This window comes from Ruminococcus sp. (assembly GCF_019423705.1).
Classification (GTDB): Bacteria; Bacillota; Clostridia; order Oscillospirales; family Ruminococcaceae; genus Hominimerdicola.
Genome location: NZ_JAHZAX010000009.1, coordinates 31,128 through 49,061 on the forward strand (window position 1 = coordinate 31,128; position 17,934 = coordinate 49,061).

The 17,934-nt window shown below is 45.3% G+C and carries 12 protein-coding genes; 2 read left to right on the forward strand and 10 right to left on the reverse strand.

Features of this window, described 5'->3' with window-relative positions; all coding sequences use genetic code 11:
* Positions 1–33: 33 nt before the first annotated feature.
* Positions 34–1,278 carry an adenosylhomocysteinase gene (locus QZ371_RS08525; protein WP_295211689.1) on the forward strand — a complete coding sequence of 415 codons (1,245 nt, stop codon included), beginning with the start codon at positions 34–36 and terminating at the stop codon, positions 1,276–1,278.
* A gap of 72 nt (positions 1,279–1,350) precedes the next feature.
* On the opposite strand, the gene QZ371_RS08530 is transcribed toward QZ371_RS08525, so the two are convergent.
* From QZ371_RS08530 to QZ371_RS08570, 9 genes are all read right to left on the reverse strand, one after another.
* Complete coding sequence (locus QZ371_RS08530) at positions 1,351–1,971, reverse strand: sortase (RefSeq protein ID WP_295211690.1); 621 nt, start codon at positions 1,969–1,971, stop codon at positions 1,351–1,353.
* A gap of 18 nt (positions 1,972–1,989) precedes the next feature.
* A complete protein-coding gene (locus tag QZ371_RS08535) occupies positions 1,990–2,928 on the reverse strand; it encodes a Cna B-type domain-containing protein (RefSeq protein WP_295211691.1) in 939 nt (312 codons plus the stop codon).
* Between the two features lies 1 nt (position 2,929).
* A complete protein-coding gene (locus tag QZ371_RS08540) occupies positions 2,930–3,865 on the reverse strand; it encodes a class C sortase (RefSeq protein ID WP_295211693.1) in 936 nt (311 codons plus the stop codon).
* Between the two features lie 67 nt (positions 3,866–3,932).
* Entirely contained in the window at positions 3,933–5,480 is a 1,548-nt protein-coding gene (locus QZ371_RS08545) for an isopeptide-forming domain-containing fimbrial protein (protein WP_295211694.1), read from the reverse strand.
* A 70-nt stretch (positions 5,481–5,550) separates the two neighbouring features.
* Positions 5,551–11,409, reverse strand: coding sequence for a Cna B-type domain-containing protein (locus QZ371_RS08550; RefSeq protein WP_295211695.1), 5,859 nt, complete (start codon positions 11,407–11,409; stop codon positions 5,551–5,553).
* A 61-nt stretch (positions 11,410–11,470) separates the two neighbouring features.
* Positions 11,471–12,082, reverse strand: a complete 612-nt coding sequence (gene lepB, locus QZ371_RS08555) for a signal peptidase I (protein WP_295211697.1) — start codon at positions 12,080–12,082, stop codon at positions 11,471–11,473.
* Entirely contained in the window at positions 12,072–12,305 is a 234-nt protein-coding gene (locus QZ371_RS08560; protein ID WP_295211698.1) for a hypothetical protein, read from the reverse strand. Before QZ371_RS08560 ends, lepB begins: the two co-directional genes overlap by 11 nt.
* A gap of 554 nt (positions 12,306–12,859) precedes the next feature.
* Positions 12,860–13,858, reverse strand: a complete 999-nt coding sequence (locus tag QZ371_RS08565) for a GGGtGRT protein (RefSeq protein WP_022288287.1) — start codon at positions 13,856–13,858, stop codon at positions 12,860–12,862.
* Between the two features lie 15 nt (positions 13,859–13,873).
* Positions 13,874–14,566: a hypothetical protein gene (locus QZ371_RS08570; RefSeq protein WP_295211700.1), complete on the reverse strand. Its 693-nt coding sequence runs from the start codon at positions 14,564–14,566 to the stop codon at positions 13,874–13,876.
* Between the two features lie 522 nt (positions 14,567–15,088).
* Here QZ371_RS08570 and QZ371_RS08575 point away from each other — a divergent pair.
* The gene (locus QZ371_RS08575; protein ID WP_295211701.1) at positions 15,089–16,807 is read left to right on the forward strand and encodes a phospho-sugar mutase; all 1,719 of its coding nucleotides are present in this window, start codon (positions 15,089–15,091) and stop codon (positions 16,805–16,807) included.
* 209 nt (positions 16,808–17,016) lie between these two features.
* Here QZ371_RS08575 and QZ371_RS08580 read toward each other — a convergent pair whose 3' ends face one another.
* Positions 17,017–17,838: an AraC family transcriptional regulator gene (locus tag QZ371_RS08580; protein ID WP_295211703.1), complete on the reverse strand. Its 822-nt coding sequence runs from the start codon at positions 17,836–17,838 to the stop codon at positions 17,017–17,019.
* Positions 17,839–17,934 lie beyond the last annotated feature (96 nt).

Consider the following 17,934-nt stretch of genomic DNA (forward strand, 5'->3'; position numbering starts at 1 on the left):
TAACTGAAAATTAAACCGAAAGGAATTGATAAAATGAGCGAGATTAGAGACGAAAGCCTTTGGGAAAGCGGCAAAAGAAAGATTGACTGGGTAAGACAGAACATGTCATTGCTCAGAAGCGTTGAGGAGGATTTCAAGAGAGATCAGCCTTTCAAGGGTCTGAAAGTTGCCCTTTCTATCCATTTGGAAGCTAAGACCGCATACCTTTGCAAGGTGCTTGCAGCAGGCGGCGCTGAAATGTACATCACAGGCAGCAATCCGCTTTCAACGCAGGACGACGTTGCCGCAGGCCTTGTCCACGACGGTCTGAACGTTTACGCTTGGCACGGCGCAACTGAGGAAGAGTACCACAGACACATTTCAGAAGTAGTAAAAGTCGGCCCGAACATCATAATCGACGACGGCGGCGACCTTGTGAACCTTATCCACAACGAGTACCCCGAGCTTATCCCTAACGTTATCGGCGGCTGCGAAGAGACCACCACAGGCATTATCCGCCTTATCGCAATGAATAAGGACGGCCAACTCAAATTTCCTATGATGCTTGTAAACAACGCAAAGTGCAAGTACCTTTTCGATAACAGATACGGCACAGGCCAGTCGGTTTGGGACGGCATAAACAGAACAACTAACCTTATCGTTGCAGGCAAGAACGTTGTTGTGGCCGGTTACGGCTGGTGCGGCAAGGGCGTTGCGATGAGAGCCAAAGGTCTCGGCGCAAGCGTTATCGTCTGCGAAGTTGACCCTATAAAGGCAATGGAAGCTGTTATGGACGGCTTCAAAGTTATGAAAATGGTCGACGCCGCAAAGGTGGGCGACTTCTTTGTAACAGTTACAGGCTGCAAGGACGTTATCACAGAAAAGGCGTTTATGAATATGAAGGACGGCGCTATTCTTTGCAACGCTGGCCATTTTGACTGCGAAGTTGACGTTGCAGGTCTTAAAAAGCTGGCTGTTGAAAGCAAGCTGGCAAGAAATAACATCGACGGCTACAAGCTTCCAAACGGCAACTGGCTCTATGTTATCGGCGAGGGCAGACTGGTAAATCTTGCCGCAGGCGACGGCCACCCAGCCGAAATTATGGATATGTCCTTTGCAATCCAAGCGCTTTCCGCCGCATATCTTGTCAAGAACAAGGGCAAGCTCACGGAAAATATCGTGTATGTTCCCGACGAGATCGACAAGGAAGTTGCAAACAGAAAGCTCAAGTTCTGGAATTTGGAGATCGACAAGCTCACTCCAGATCAGGAAAAATACCTCAACAGCTGGCAGGTATAATTATCACGACCCATATAAAATCAAAGCGGACGGTGTAAAAGCCGTCCGCTTTTTTGTACTCTTTAATCTTTGTTAAGCCCTTACGCAGCGCACAGTCACACGGCTGTAACCGCTCCAAGTGCAGGAAAACAGCGTCAAATCCCAATCTTCCGCCGCCCCACGATACATTGAAGCCGTGTCCCAGCCGCCAATAAGCTCGCTGTATGACACCTCGTAGTTGAATTTTCTGCCGTAAATGTCCGTGAAAATAACCTCGTCGCCAGCATTCAGCTTATCGAGTTTGTCAAAAAACCCCTTATAATTGTGGGCGCAGATTATAAGGTCACGACCGCTCCTGCTGCCGTCATAACGACAGGGCGCAACGTTCATATCGGGATAGCTCCAGTTTTTTATGACAGGAAATTCCTGCCCGAGACTTGGCAAACTGATGGTGCCGATATAAATTTTCCCGTCCAGCTCCACGCCATTGTCGTCAACGACTTGGCTCTCCGACCCATTGTCGTTATCGTCAATGGCACTCGAAGTGATCTCGCTCTCATCGCCGATAGCCTCCTTGAGCACCGCCAGCGCACTATCCATATTGCTGACGCTCTGCTTGGCGTGAAACCAGTTATAATAGTTTAAGGACAATGCCGCCGCCAGCAGCATTGCCCCGATAATAATAAGCAAACGTCCAACGTTTTTTTTATTCATTCGCTCTCTCCAAACAGCTTATTTGCTCTTTCTGCTTATCCTCCAGCCAACTGCGATGAACACGATACCGCAGCCCGCAAGCACAGGAACAGGCCAATTGAGCGCACCTGTCTGCGGCAGCTTTTCGGGCACAGAGTCAGTTTTCTGACTGTTGTCGCCGCTTGAACCTTTGTACGAGTTCGTAATGCTGAACTCGCCGCCGCTGTTTTTCGTCACAACAGTAAAGCTCTCAGGCACGTTGATCTCCTTCACAGCCCATTCGGACTTTCCATCGCCCTTCCAAGCGTATTCCCACTTGTTTGAAGCGTCCAGCGTAACAGTCTCCTTGACCTCGCCGTCGCAATAGATCTCCACCTTAACGCTCTTCGGGATTTCCTTTTCGTCGTTATTCGGAACGACCCAAGTCTTTTTCACGCTGAAATCAGCTTCCTTGGTTATCTCCTCGATAGTGTATTTGGCATAAACAGTCATTTCGCCTTCGTCAAGCACCTTGTCGTCAACTTCAACGAACATTGCCGACGGAGTGAACTTCTGCGTTTCGCTGTCAAAGCTCTTGCCCGTCACAAGATAAAGTCCTGCGCCGTCAACAGTCAACGAAGCAATGCCCTGCTCGTCAGTCACCGCCGTTGAAGCAGCCGTCAAGCTGTCAGTTTTTGTATAATCTTCAAGAGTGTCAGCGATATCCTGCATTTGCGAAGTCTCGGTAACGCCAGAAAGATCCACGGGATATTCAGCAAAATCGCCCACCAGAGTGTATTCGCCATCTTCATTTTTTTCGGCAGCCTTAAAGATAGACCACTCAGCGCCTGCAACGGGCTTGTCCTCACGATTGCAGACAACGTTGACACGGCAGCCCTCCGCCGCATAAGCAGGCTGAGCAGCCAAGCCACACGCCGATACCGCCACGACAGCGGCACAAAGCAGCGCCTTGCCCAACTTTGTGATCCTCATATCCATATCACTTGCCCTCCTTTTTATCTGATCTGTCTATTGTTTCTTCATTATTTTCTTTTTCTTCCATTTCGTCCTTGTCAATCTTTAAAAGCGACATCGGGTCGTCATAAGGAAAACGCTTCTTTTTAGCGTCCATAACCCACAAAACCAGCAGCAAAACGAACATTGGTATCGCCACGAACGGCACGACCACCAGCGAATCTAGCTGAACAGCCTCCGCCGATATTTTCGAGGACGCCGTGCCCTCGGACTTTGTCTCAATGCGCTTTGCACGCACAAGCAGTCTGTGTGAATTGACGCCATAAGGCGTGCAGGTCGTCAGCGTAACGTGATCCTCACCTGGGATTATGTTAAGCTTTTCCATTTGATCCGGCAGCACAATGTAAATATCCTCCACCTCATAGGTGTAGACCTCTTTGAGCACCGTAATAGTGAACTCGTCACCCTCGGCAAGCTTGTCAAGATTGCTGAACAGCGTCGCCGATGGCAGACCCCTGTGCGCCGAAATAACAGCGTGAGTGCTCTCGCCGCCAACAGGCAAACTTGAACCTTGCAAATGTCCCACGGCAATGTTGAGCACACCCTCGCTCGTTCCGTGATAAATAGGCAGCTCCACCCTTATCTGCGGAATGGAAACATAACCCATTATTCCCGTGCCCGTGATATCGAGAATATCGTCATAGCCCTTGACCTTGTCATAGTCAACAAATGGAAAATCAAGCTTAGCGATCTCCTCATTATATTCCCTTGCACGCTCGATTATCGCCGCCTCTTCCTCGTCGGAAAGGTCATTTGCAGCCTGCTGATAAGCAGCCACCGCACGGCTTTGAGTTTTGGAGTTCCACCAATCGCTGACAATAGGATAAAACATTACGGAGAGCCCCACGAGCAACAGCAGGATCAGAAAAAATGTAGAAAATTTACCGCTTTTTTTACTCATAGAGTCCTCCCTAATGTCTGCCGACGGCGAACCGCCGACAGAACCAAAGGTAAAAAAATTGAATTAATTAGTCTTTCTTAGCTCTCTTCTTAGCGATGAGCAGCACGCCAGCGCCAAGAGCGATAGTCGCACCTGTGCCGTAGAAGATCTTTGTGCCGATAGAACCTGTTGTTGGGAGTGAAGCACCCTTCTTATTGATGACCTCAGTTGTCAATGTTCCATTATTTGCATCAACGGTAAAATCAGCCTTTGTGCTTGTAGCCTCAAGCTTTGTAAGCTTAGGGGCGTCAGCTGTGACATCGTGTTCAGCTGTAACTGTGAAGTAGATATCATCTATCTTGTTATACTCATCAGAAGGTGTCTTTGTCTCAACGAGTTTGTACTCGCCAGCGTCAATACCCTTAAACTCAAATTTTGATGTATTTGCTGTGATCTTTGTTACCGATTCATAGATACCAGCAGAATTTTTCTTGAACAACTCAAAGTTTGCACCTTCAAGAGGATTCTTTGCACCATCAACCTTGTTAACGATAGCCTCATATGTAAATACGATTACTGTATCGTCTGGAGTATCGCCAGTATTCTTCTCTCCCCCCTGTCCGATATTAGGGTTATTCGAATATGTAAGCTTAGCCGTGTTAGGGTTACCAGCTGAACCGATCTTAGCCTTATCTGTAAGCTTAGCCTTGTAAGTGACTACGACTTTATCAGAAGTTGTAAGTGCACTATTCGCAATTTTAAGGTTTCTGATCTCAAGTGTAAAGCCATTTCCTGTCTCTGTAACAGTATAGTCAGTACTTGCCAGTTCGTTTGAACCAGCCATTACTTTGAACGTTGTTTTGTCAAGTTTAAGACCATCAGTAAAGGTATCTGTAAACTTATAGTAATATGAATCATAAGCTGCATAATCTGCTGGAAGTGTACCAGTAAGCTGGAACTCTACCAAATCGCCGATATCCATATCAGCTGAATCCTGCCAGTCTGTTTGTGTTCCCGCAGTATCGTCAACATCAATAACTTTCTTTTCAAGCGTTGGCGCGTCCTGCTTGAGTGTGATAGCAGTACTGCCCTCAACCTGGAGAATTGATCTGCTTATAGAATCACCAGTTGTTATTGTCTCAATAGAATCAGTTATAAGATAGTAACCATTTTCAACATCAGCAAACTGGCCATTATTTGCCTTTGCGCCCTTTGTTTTATCAACAACGCCCTCGATAACGCTTGCAAGAATATTAGCCTCTGTATTAGCACCTGTCTTTAAAGTATTGCTGCTGATCTTAGAGAAAGCTTCAGCAAAATCAGCTGCTGTTGAAGAGTCAGTCAAAGCTGCAATTTCCGAAATACCTTTAAGTGTTGTGTTTGCCTGAAGTGCTGTTCTAAGTGCAACGCCATTATCTGTAATAGCTGAACCCCACTCAACACTTGTGAGCACATCGTTTGCATATGTACCCGTAAAGATTTGATAAGCAGTATAAGAATGATTTTTCTTAGCCTCAGTTACCGTAATTGTGTTAGCATCAGCTGCAAAAGCGCTGAAGCTTGCAGTAGCAACTACTGTTGAAACCGACATCACCGTTGCCGCAGCTATAGCTGCAAATCTCTTCATTGTTTTCATAATAACATTTCCTTTCACAAAAAAATTAAAATTACATTGATCTGTCCCTAATCACATTCTATCATCATTATCAGCGCTCTTTGCGCCTGCGTTTTGCGATCAGCAGAGCCGCCGCCGTCGCTGACAGCGCACCGCCTGCAACAACAAACCCTGCAACGCCTCTGCCGCCCGTGGTCGGGAGCTTTCCAGTCCTGCGTACAAATTTGTTGTATACCTGTATCGACTGACCCGTCTTTGTCAGATCAATACAGCTGTCCGTCGTGCCGTTGTATCGGTAATACGGAATGTAGTTCGTCTTGGAGATATCTGTTTCGCCAAGCTTGACTTCCTCGAACCAGTAGTAATAAGTCTGACCTCTGTTGTTAGTCTTTTCAAGCTCGATATCAGCCGACCAGTTGTCGGTTGCTGTAACTGTAACAGTCTTCCACAAGAACTTATTGCCATCGTCCGCACCGCTGTATGGGTTATCATTGTCCTTTGGCGTTATATTACCGCCGCTGACAGTCTGATTTGCGGTAAGACTGTACTTTGAACTTGAATCTCCCTGAAATTCAGCCTTAACAGTTATATCATCAGAAATATTTGAAAGTTTCAAAGTAACAACCGAGCCACTACTATTCTCAGAATATCCAACTGACATATACTTACTTGTCTTATCCCAAGTAAGATCATTACCATTCTTACTAGTGCATTTTATCTCGTCAATTACATCGCCGTTCGACTTTACAAGTTTTATAGCTCCGCAATTGCCCGTAATCCAAGCATTGCTTAAACCAAATGTGAAATTTCCGTCGCCACCGCTAGTTATCAAATAGCTGTCAGAAATATTTCCATCGTTTGCCATTGTACCGGTCTTTCCATTCTGGTTGTAGTTTACTTCAAACTTCACATTCTGTGTAACATCACCCGTAAAGCTGTTGAAGTTGCTAGGCACATCGTTCTTATCCAGCGACCTGTAAACATTGAACGTAAGCGTGTCGCCCGAGTGTCCACTGTCTCCATCAGACCACACCTTTTTGAGCTTAACATTCACCTTGTCAACATCAACAGTCGCAATGCTGTTTGTGATCGTCGCCGTGCCAATGCTTTGGGCATTGTTTGCGTAAGTGTATGTAACGCCGAAGCCCTTCGGAACTGACTGTTCAAGCACATAATAGTAATATGTGTTGCCTGCACCATCATCCTTTAGCAGATTGTCAATAACTGTCTTCCAATTCTTAGCCTTTTCAAGCTTTACAGTATTTACCTTCTTGCAATCCGTCGGCAATCCATTGTCACCATTGACCCTTGTAGGGCTGTTAGGCGCAACCGTTGACTGATAAATGTCAACGTCTATGGAATCCTGCCGAATCTCGTTCTCAGCAAGAGCGTTTCCGTTCTCGTCCTTCCAGTTCTTTATAATGGTCAGACCAGTCATATTCGTGACTTTGATCGTGCCGCTCTTTCTCGCCGCATTGCCCTCATAAACAGCCGTGTAAGTCTTTTGTGTAGTTGAATCTGTGCGAGTCTCTTCAATGTAATAATACAACTGCTTGTAAGTATTACCTACCTTCTCACAACCGCTTAATGACGGCCAAGTGTAAGACCATTTGCCATCTGAAAGCTCAACAGGATTTGTAATTCTATCGCCTTTACTATCCCTATCGACCTTCACAGCGTCCGTTGGCAAACCGCTGGATATTTTGGTCGTGGACTTCCAAAGCTTAAACTCGACCTTATCGCTGGTGTGGTTTTCGCTTCCGTCGCTCCAAACCTTGTCCGCCTCGATCGTCACCTTGTCAACAAGGTTCGTGATCTTGAATACGTCGCCGTTCTGAACGAACTGATAATCACTCGTCTTGATATTGTTAGGCAGCTTTTCAGGCGCTACCCTGTAAGCAAAGTATATTGGCGTATCATCAAGCTGATAACCGTCCTGCGCCTTTGTCTCGACCAGCTTGTAAAGATAACCCGTCTGAGTTTGACCTGTCTGAATAGGCGGTTCAAGCTGCAATGCGCAGTCCTCTGTGGACTTGACCTCAAATTCTTCTGCGAGTTCTTGGGATGTGTCATCATCTGTGCCCCATACTACGACCTTTCTGTTATTAACAGGATTTAACGTAAATTTAGTCGCAGGCAGCCAGCCGTAGGTTGCGTTCTCGCCCTCACCGATCTTTGCATACTTCCAAAGCTTGAAGCTTGCATTAAGCTTGAGGCTGTAATCTCCGCCGTCGACCTTTTCGATCTCGAACGGCTCAACTGTGCTTGAAGTACCCTTTGACTGGTCAAGCAACTCAAATGAATTGTTTGCGCTGTCGTTGTCTGTGGTAGCAGCCAAATCTGTGTCGAATGAAATATTGTTTATAGCGTCAACAACAAAAGACTCGTTCTTTGCGTCCTCTGCATTTGCAGGGTGACCCGAGTAAGTGTACTCGATCTTTAGATACTTTGAATCCGGAACAGTAAGCTCCATTTTCTTAGCATACTCACGATGCACCTTATTGAATACAGGGTTCGTTTTAACAAAATCTGTTATAGTTCCCGTAATATCAGGTGAAGCGTTGGTAAGATCAAGTTGTACTTGAAAGCACATCTGATCAGCGCCTTCAATATACTTGTTTGAAACATCTAAAGGAATTGTGACCTGTTTTGCATTCAAACCATAATTAGAATTAACACCGGAAATAGTTTTGAAATATCCACCCGACATATATCCACACGCAACATAGTAGTGATTTATCACACCGTCACCAGCTGAACTTGGCAGTTCTACTGTTATCTCACTTGAAGAACCTTCCGCACCGCTCTGAGGTGTTACATAAAATGCCACCTGGTCTTTGCTGCAAGATATAAGCTTCGAAGTGCTCGTATACTGAACCGACTTAGGCGCATCCTCAGCAAGTGTGTAGCTGTATTCGTCAGTAGTAAGCACATTGCCTGTGCTCATATCGGTGATCTTGATGTTCTTGAGCTGTATATCCGCAGCAGAATTGCCGTCGATATAAATGGTATCTGTTACTAAATGTCTATTGTTACTTTCGCCTTGATAATATTTTCTCGTTGCAGTATTACCGCACTTGATAAGGTCAGTCAGCGTGATCGTATCACCAATTGCAAGGTCAAGTGCCTTTGGATTTACCTCAACTGTGTACCTGATCTCACAACCATCTTTCGCAGCATTAGACTCTTTCGCTATATTCTTTTCCTTAACAGTCTGCGTCTGCGATATCTCCGAATAACCATTATTGATATCTTGGAGCTTGTTATTGAAATCAATGTAGCCCTTAGTGTTGATAGCGTTTCTTACATCCTCGACCTTTGCGATCGTACTGTAAAAGATCTCCCACTTGTATGTTTTATTTGCTATGATCTTAAAATGTACTTTGCCATCAGCATAGCTATAACTTCCGTACCATTTGCTCTTATTGGTATCAAGATAACTTATATTGCGATCTGCGTCTTCAGGTCCGCCATTGAACTTGAGGTAATCAGCATTTTCATAAAGTATCATACCATCAGGCAAAGTATCAACAAGATCGATAGTATCTTTGTCAGTATACTTAGCCGACTCATTGACCACGATCTTCCAATCGAACCTGTAATACTTCACGCCGTCAATAGTCACAGTCGGCAGAGACTTCAGATCCTTCACGGAATTGTCAGCCGAACCCGTCTCAGCGTCAAGCTTCTGATAAGGAGTGTCACCTTTGTCCTTGATGTCAAAAGTGCCGTCCTTCTCGATAGCCTTATTATTATAGTGAGCCGTGTTCTTGAAACTTATCTTAGTTCCCTGCTCAACGGCCTTAACATCTATCTTGCCCTCATATGTGACCCTGATATTGCAAACATTGTCAAGCGCATCAATATCAGCAAATTTTATCGCATAAGACTTTTCGTCAGGCTCAACCGTCAGTGTATACCAGTTGTTAGGAACTTCCTTGTAATTATAATCGTTTTTATCATTATAAAACAGCTTGAAAGTATCCTTAGAGATCGTCTGATAAAGAGTCTTGCCATCCTTGTCAGCCGCAGTCATCTCATCGGTGATAGTGTTGTTTCTGAAATTGCCCTTAGTATGCTTGAGCTCAACAGTCCAAGGCACCTTGACATACTCGCCGTCCTGCGTTACATTATCGAACCACTTGTTGTCGCTGTCAGTCGGCTCATATGTAACTGTCTTTGTATCAGTAAGTCCGCCAAAGTCGACCTTATTCTCATAATCCTTCTTCACGCTGATACCAGCATTATTCTCAATATCCGTGACCTTAGTCACATATTCGATATTGACCCTAGTCGCATCGCCAACGTCCGGCAAAATTATTTTGCCATTCGCAGCGTCAACTTTAACATCAATAGTCTTACCGTCAGCCGTAACTTTAAGTGTTCCGTCCTTGATATGCTTGAACATTTCATCCGTAACAGGCATATCCTTGAATGTGACCTTTTCGTCAAACTTATCAATAGTGATAGACCACTTGATCTCGCCGTTAACGCCGTCAGAAGTCGAACCGTCCTTCTTTACTGCGAACTTAGTGCTCTTAACAGTAGCAGAAGCGTACTTGCCATCGTAGTCATTAGTAGTTCCAGGCGGCTGCAGTCTGACTTCATTCTTGTTGTCGACCTGTGTCTTATCAAGCGGTGTCTTGTAAGTCAAAGTCAGCTTGCTGTCCTTTGTGCTTCCAAGTGTAAGCTTGTTGCCATCTCGGGTGAATGTAACATTTTGACTGTTGCTGTCAACCAGTTTGATATCCGTCGTATCATTTTTAGCAAACGCACTATCTCTCAGAATATATCCATTAAGATCAGCACCAAGCCTGTTGTCAACAGTTATCGTCCATTCAACTGTGTTATTATTGTAATCAGCCTTGCCCGACTTCTTGACGGAATCATAATCGCCGATCCAAGTTCTGCCCTCAACGGTTGCGTTCTTGTCACCATCATATTTAAGCTTTGCACTGTTAGTAACATTCGTGCCATAACCTAAAACGAGGTCAGAGCTATCAGGATAAGGCGTTGTGTAAGTGATCGTTACTTCTTTTTCCTTACAGCCCTCAGCAAAAACGAACTTTCCGGCTTCATTGACCGAACCGGCTTCCGCAGGAACAACAGTAATAATTGAAGCCTTTGCAAACTGTTCGTCCTCGATCTCGTTAAGAACACCGCTTATCGGGTTCGTGACCGTTATCTTCCAAGTTATCGTCTTACTGTCAGCATTATTCGTACCGGTCTTCTCAAGACCCATCGTCAGCGGTTTAAAGCCTTTAACTTCAACCTTTTTGTTACCAAAAAAAACGTCAGATTTGTTGTCAAGTTCATTATCTTTACGTTTGAGTGTTGCATCAAATTCGACTTTACCAGTTATCGCCGAACTCTTGTTCTTCTCCGCATAATCGGGAATAAACTCAATAAAAATGTACTTTTCACCTTTGATCTCAATGATCTTATAGTGACCCGAAACATTCTCTTCACCCAAATCAGCGTCTGGATTTGAGTAACTGTCATCCTTGATAGTTCCCCAACCATTAGCAGGCAAACCGCCCTCTGGTATCTTGACATTTCCGTCTACCTTGCAGAAAACAAATCTGTCTTTCAAAGCACCTTGAGCAAAGTTAAAATCGACCCTGAATGATACATCTCTCGTTTCATCAGCGCCTGTACCGGTACCAGAATAGTTCTTATCATTACCTGCATTATCCTTGGCTATCGAAGCATCTGATGGATCGAATATATCAAAGCTTTGCTCCTTACCATTCATATCGGTAAAAGTAACTTTGCTGTCATTCGCCAGCACCACAACATCATCTTTCGTCGCACTAATGGCAGGCATTATCAAGCTCGATACCACCGATATCACAACGACTACCGAGAGCACAAGACCGCATAACCTGCTGCGCCGCTTTCTGGTGCCGCTGTCAGCGTATTCTTGGAGCTTCATTCCAAAATTCTGCAAAACAGCTTCCTCCCTTCTGATCTTATTCCTATGATCTTGCTATCCATTCTCTCCGCCTCCGTCAATCAACTCCGCCGACTTTTTTCAGCGGTGCGATCCTGAAAGCAACCTTTCCAATGACCGCCTCTTCGGCAATGCAGCCTATCCTCTTTGTACGGCTGTCTACCGAAGTGGCTCTGTGGTCACCCATAACGAAGATCCTTTCGTCCGGCACTTGATAAGGCATTTCTATATCGCACTCACCCAGCGCCTTTTCATCTATATAAGGCTCGTCCAGCACCTTGCCGTTTACATAGACCGTGCCGTCGTCCTTGATATCAACTGTATCCCCTGCCACAGCGATAACACGCTTTAGCAGTATCTTATTATTATAATAGAACGCAACAATATCGCCCTTGTCGAACTTTCCTCTCTTGCGGCATACCACAAGCTCGTCATTTTCAAGCGTAGGCGTCATACTCGTTCCCGTAACTCTCAGCACAGGCAGAAAGAGCATTGATATTATAACAGCCAGTGCCGCCACCACAAGCAGCGAAGCTATCGTGCTGCGAAGCACCCTCTGATATTCCCTGCGGCTGCGCCTCTTTGTAACAACAGCCTCAAGCACTTCCACATCGGGCATTTCAAGCTGGCTGACCGCCCCGTTCTCAGAGCCGTTCACACTAACTTTCACCCTCAGCTACCTCCGCCTCAGTCTGTATGTTATCGTTTTCACATCGTCCGTTTGACACCGCCCGCTCGATCCTTTCCAGCCGCTCAACGATATCTTCCTTATTAATAAGGAGCTCTTTGAGCCGCTCATTCTCTTTCACAAGCGAGTCATATTCCTTTCTGAGACTGAACATCAACTCCAGCAGTTCGCCCTTAGAAAGTCTGTTCAATTCTTTCTCAGTCATTATATTCTCCTGTTCATATATTAAGGCAATTTTGCCTTCTATTTATACATATTATAACATTACGTTTTTCTCTTGTCAATCCCATAAAACCGCAGAAGACCTGTTCACTGGCTTTACTTTATTTAAAATTTTCTAACACTTTTATTGTTATTTTCGCTTGAGAATTTCCAATTTCAAATTACACACATAAGCCCATCATATGATCCCCATCTTAAAAACCGCCTGTTTTAATATACTTTTTCATCTATCCCTACCGCCCTGCTATGAATACCTTTGTCCCGTTTTCGTAAACCCAATGTTCAAATTTTTATATCAAACTATACCTCATCACTATTTATTAATATTTTCTGAATATTGCCGCATTTTATTAATTGCACTTAACATATTTACATGTATAAACTTTGCTGTACAAATTATCGCCCACTATTTTCTGACAAGTTTATACGCTTTACACATCAAATCCGCAAAACAGCGCAAAAAATGACCCCTCAGAGAATCCTCCAAGGGGTCAGATATATGCAATTAAATTATGCAGAAAAAGCTGTCAAGTAAAATTACTTCATAGCCTCTTCAACTGCAACTGCACAAGCAACAGTAGCGCCTACCATTGGGTTGTTACCCATACCGATAAGACCCATCATCTCAACGTGTGCAGGAACTGAAGAAGAACCGGCAAACTGAGCGTCGCTGTGCATTCTTCCCATTGTATCAGTCATACCATAAGAAGCAGGACCGGCAGCCATATTATCTGGGTGCAGAGTTCTACCTGTTCCTCCGCCGGAAGCAACTGAGAAGTACTTCTTGCCCTTCTCAAGTCTTTCCTTCTTGTATGTACCTGCAACTGGGTGCTGGAATCTTGTTGGGTTAGTTGAGTTACCTGTGATAGATACGTCAACATTTTCCTTCCACATAATAGCAACGCCTTCTGTAACGTCGTTAGCACCGTAGCAGTTAACCTTAGCTCTCAGACCGTCGGAATAAGCCTTGCGGAATACTTCCTTAACTTCGCCTGTGTAGTAATCCATCTCTGTCTCAACATATGTGAAGCCGTTGATCCTTGCGATGATCTGTGCAGCGTCCTTGCCAAGACCGTTAAGAATAACTCTCAGAGGCTTTGTTCTAACCTTGTTTGCCTTCTCAGCGATACCGATAGCACCCTCAGCAGCAGCGAATGACTCGTGACCTGCAAGGAATGCGAAGCACTCTGTATCCTCTTCAAGAAGCATCTTGCCGAGGTTACCGTGACCAAGACCAACCTTTCTCTGGTCAGCAACAGAACCAGGGATACAGAAAGCCTGAAGACCTTCACCGATAGCAGCAGCAGCGTCAGCAGCTCTTGTGCAGCCCTTCTTGATAGCGATAGCGCAGCCTACTGTGTAAGCCCACTTAGCGTTCTCAAAGCAGATAGGCTGAATGCCTTCAACAAGCTTGTAAATGTCAAGACCCTTAGCCTTGCAAACATCAGCGCACTCTTCAATAGTGTTGATGCCGTACTGATTGATAACAGCAAGGATCTGTTTTTCTCTTCTCTCGTATGATTCAAATAAAGCCATTGTTACAAATCCTCCTTATTCTTTTCTTGGGTCAACGATCTTAACTGCATCAGCAACTCTGCCGTACTGACCCTGAGCCTTCTCGAACGCTGTGTTAGCGTCGTCGCCGGCCTTGATGAAGTCCATCATCTTGCCGAAGTTTACAAACTTGTAGCCGATGATCTCATCATCTTCATTAAGTGCAAGACCTGTAACATAACCGTCTGTCATTTCAAGGTATCTAGGACCCTTAGCAAGTGTACCATACATAGTACCGACCTGTGAACGGAGACCCTTACCGAGATCTTCAAGACCAGCGCCTACTACAAGACCGCCCTCAGAGAACGCACTCTGTGAACGACCGTAAACGATCTGGAGGAAGAGCTCTCTCATAGCTGTGTTGATAGCGTCGCAAACGAGGTCTGTGTTAAGAGCCTCGAGAACAGTTCTGCCTGGGAGGATCTCAGATGCCATAGCAGCTGAGTGTGTCATACCGGAACATCCGATAGTCTCAACGAGACATTCCTGGATAACGCCTTCCTTAACATTAAGTGTAAGCTTGCAGCAGCCCTGCTGTGGTGCACACCAGCCGATACCGTGAGTAAAGCCGGAGATATCCTTAACTTCCTTAGCCTTTACCCATTTAGCCTCCTCTGGTATTGGAGCAGCGCCGTGAGCAACGCCCTGAGCGATAGGGCACATTGTTTCAACTTCGTGAGAATAAACCATTATTTACATAACTCCTCTCAAATAATTTTGGTGTAAATGATGTATTTTACATACACCTACATTATACCTCATATTTTATCATTTTTCAAGTCGTTTTTCACATTTTTAATATTTTTTACACAATATCCGCCATTCATAATTGAATAAAGCACCGCACAATACTATTATAAGTGTCCAAAAGCATAGATAAATGGGCTGTCGGGGACGCCAGCCCCTACACATACATTTGATCGTCAAATAGATTTATGAATGTAGGGGACGGCAAGGTCGTCCCCTTGGATGGCGTCCTCGACGTCCCACCTGCTCTCTGCCTAATGTGTAAATGCTCTTTCTGTCGATAATCCACATTGTCAACACACCGTAAGTTAACATTTTCCCAAAACGTCTAATTTCATTGAAATTTTACCCATTAAGATTTGTTAAAAAACTGTTACACCTATTGATAAATTTTCAAAATGTGTTATAATGTAAGGTATAGAATTGTGCATTTAGTAAAAAAATATTTTATGAGGTGATTTGACAATGACAGAAATGGAATTATATAAGCTTTGGTGCGAAAAGGCCGTTGACGACCCTGACCTTCAGACAGAGCTTAAATCTATCGAAGGCGACGAAGCCGCTATTCAGGACAGATTTTACAGAGACCTTGAATTCGGTACAGGCGGACTCAGAGGCGTTATCGGCGCAGGCGCTTACAGACTCAACGTTTATACTATCAGACGTGCTACACAGGGTCTTGCCGACTATGTGAACGGCGCATTTGAAAACGGCAGCGTTGCTATCGCTTACGACAGCCGTATCAAGTCCGACAAGTTCGCTAAGGAAGCTGCCGCAGTTTTGGCTGCAAACGGTATCAAGGTATATATCTATTCAGAGCTTATGCCAACTCCAATGCTTTCTTGGGCTGTTAGAGAGCTCAAGTGTCAGGCAGGTATAGTTATCACAGCTTCACATAACCCTGCAAAGTACAATGGTTATAAAGTATACGGCGAGGACGGCTGCCAGATCACTCTCGACGTTGCAAATACAGTTATCGGCAAGATCAACGCTGTTGAAATGTTCGGCGGCGCTAAGGTCATCGACTTTGAGGACGGTATCAAGTCCGGCAAGATCGAATATATCAAGCAGGAAGTTATCGACAAATACCTCGATAAGGTGGCTCAGCAGGGCGTACATACTGACCTCGTTGCTGACAGCGGCCTCAAGGTAGTTTATACTCCTCTTAACGGTACAGGTAATAAGCCTGTAAGAGCTATCCTCAAGAAGATCGGTATCAAGGAAGTTACAGTCGTTCCTGAGCAGGAAAACCCAGACGGAAACTTCCCAACTTGCCCATTCCCTAACCCTGAGATCAAGGAAGCTCTTGCAAAGGGACTCGAGCTCTGCAAGACTGTTAAGCCTGACCTCCTACTCGCAACAGACCCAGACTGCGACAGAGTTGGTATCGCTGTTCCTGATCCGGACGGTAATTACGTTCTCTTCAGCGGTAACGAAGTAGGCGCAATGCTCCTCAAGTATATCTGTCAGGAAAGAACAGCCCTCGGCACAATACCAAAGAACCCTGTTGCCGTAAAGACTATCGTTACAACAGATATCTGTAAAAAGATCGCTGCCGAGTACGGCGTTGAGCTTAGAGAAGTCCTCACAGGCTTCAAGTTCATCGGCGAGCAGATCGGCTTCCTCGAGAAGGACGGTGAGGACAGCAGATATATCTTCGGCTTTGAAGAGAGCTACGGCTACCTCGCAGGCTCATATGTAAGAGATAAGGACGCCGTTGTAGGTTCAATGCTCATCTGCGAAATGGCTGCATTCTACCGCACAAAGGGTATCTCACTCCTCCAGGCAAGAGAAGATATGTATAAGAAGTACGGCAATTACCGCCACAGCCAGAAGTCATTCCAGTGCGAAGGCGCAAGCGGTATGGAGAGAATGAAGGAAATAATGGCCAACCTCAGAACAAACCCACCAAAGGCTATCGGCGGCCTCAAGGTAGTTGACATCGCCGACTACCTCGCTTCCGAGGAAACAAACCTCGAAACAGGCACTAAGACAGTTCTCACTCTGCCAAAGTCCGACGTTATCGCATTCAAGCTCGAGCAGGGCGCAAGCGTAATAATCAGACCTTCCGGCACAGAGCCAAAGATCAAGGCATATTACACAACTATCGGTGAAACAAGAGCCGACGCAGAAGCACAGGAAGAAAAGCTCGTTGAAGACTTCAAGGGCATTCTCGGCTTCTAATAAATAAAAGATAAAACGCAAAAGCGTAACATAAAGAGCAGACATTTTTGTTGTCTGCTCTTTTTTGTTTTTGCAAAAAACAAAGGCGACCCAAACGAGCCGCCCATAAAAACTATAATAATAGACAAAGCGAAAGCAAGTCAAGCGAACGAAGTTCGCAACGAAAAATATCATCGCCGCAGGCGATCCCTTCATTCCTCATTCCTCACTTATACTTTGATTTTCCTATACTCTCCCGGCGTCATATTCTCATACCGCTTGAATACCACAGAGAAATAAGACCCGTCCTGAAAACCCACCTCGTCCGATATCTCGCCAATGGTCTTGTCGGAGTAAACAAGCAGATCCTTTGCGTGCTGGACCCTCACCTGCGCAAGATATTCCATCGGCCGAAGCTGGAAATTCTTCTTGAAAAGCCTGCATAAATGCTGCTCCGATACCCCTGCGATCGCCGCAAGATCACAAAGCTTTATCTGCTCCGCATAGTGCTCCTCAATATATTGCAAAACCTCCGCCAAAGCCACAGACTGCGCCGTGTAAAATGACGAAAGCCTGTTGTCTGCGATTTTTCGGTATTCGATAAGCAAGTCGTAAAGCTGCGCCGACGCATAATGATTGCCGTAAAGCTTGTCGCTTTTTATGGTGTAATACATCTTCGTCATTATCCGCCGTAACCTGTCCGTGTCGCAGTTTGGAATGTGGGTGAACTTGTTGAGCTTCCACTTGTCAAAAAGCACAGCCACTTGATCGCCCGAAAACGCTATCCAGTCAAGATACCAGCCGCCATCGCCAACTGCGTGATATTCGTGAGGACAGTACGCAGGTATGAAAAACATCGAGTTTTCGCCGATCTTCGTGACCTCGCCATTTATTATAACTTCACCCTCACCTGAGCGTGAAAGAAATATCTGCGGATATTCGTAACCCTCCGCCCTCTTTATCGGAAACTGCCAGCTCTCCAGCCCCAGCCCCACAACATAAAAAGGCAGCCCTTTTTCATCGCCGATGACCGGATAGATCTGCTTGAACATCAGCCTTCCCCCCTTGTCTATTTTACCATTCAAATTAATGATAACACCCCAAGGATAATTTGTCAAGTGAACGAAACAAATCCCACAAACCAACTA

Coding starts and splice junctions, on each gene's coding strand:
- QZ371_RS08525 (WP_295211689.1), top strand. CDS start 34: ATGAGCGAGATTAGAGACGAAAGCCTTTGGGAAAGCGGCAAAAGAAAG.
- QZ371_RS08530 (WP_295211690.1), bottom strand. CDS start 1,971: ATGAATAAAAAAAACGTTGGACGTTTGCTTATTATTATCGGGGCAATG.
- QZ371_RS08535 (WP_295211691.1), bottom strand. CDS start 2,928: ATGGATATGAGGATCACAAAGTTGGGCAAGGCGCTGCTTTGTGCCGCT.
- QZ371_RS08540 (WP_295211693.1), bottom strand. CDS start 3,865: ATGAGTAAAAAAAGCGGTAAATTTTCTACATTTTTTCTGATCCTGCTG.
- QZ371_RS08545 (WP_295211694.1), bottom strand. CDS start 5,480: ATGAAAACAATGAAGAGATTTGCAGCTATAGCTGCGGCAACGGTGATG.
- QZ371_RS08560 (WP_295211698.1), bottom strand. CDS start 12,305: ATGACTGAGAAAGAATTGAACAGACTTTCTAAGGGCGAACTGCTGGAG.
- QZ371_RS08565 (WP_022288287.1), bottom strand. CDS start 13,858: ATGGCTTTATTTGAATCATACGAGAGAAGAGAAAAACAGATCCTTGCT.
- QZ371_RS08570 (WP_295211700.1), bottom strand. CDS start 14,566: ATGGTTTATTCTCACGAAGTTGAAACAATGTGCCCTATCGCTCAGGGC.
- QZ371_RS08575 (WP_295211701.1), top strand. CDS start 15,089: ATGACAGAAATGGAATTATATAAGCTTTGGTGCGAAAAGGCCGTTGAC.
- QZ371_RS08580 (WP_295211703.1), bottom strand. CDS start 17,838: ATGTTCAAGCAGATCTATCCGGTCATCGGCGATGAAAAAGGGCTGCCT.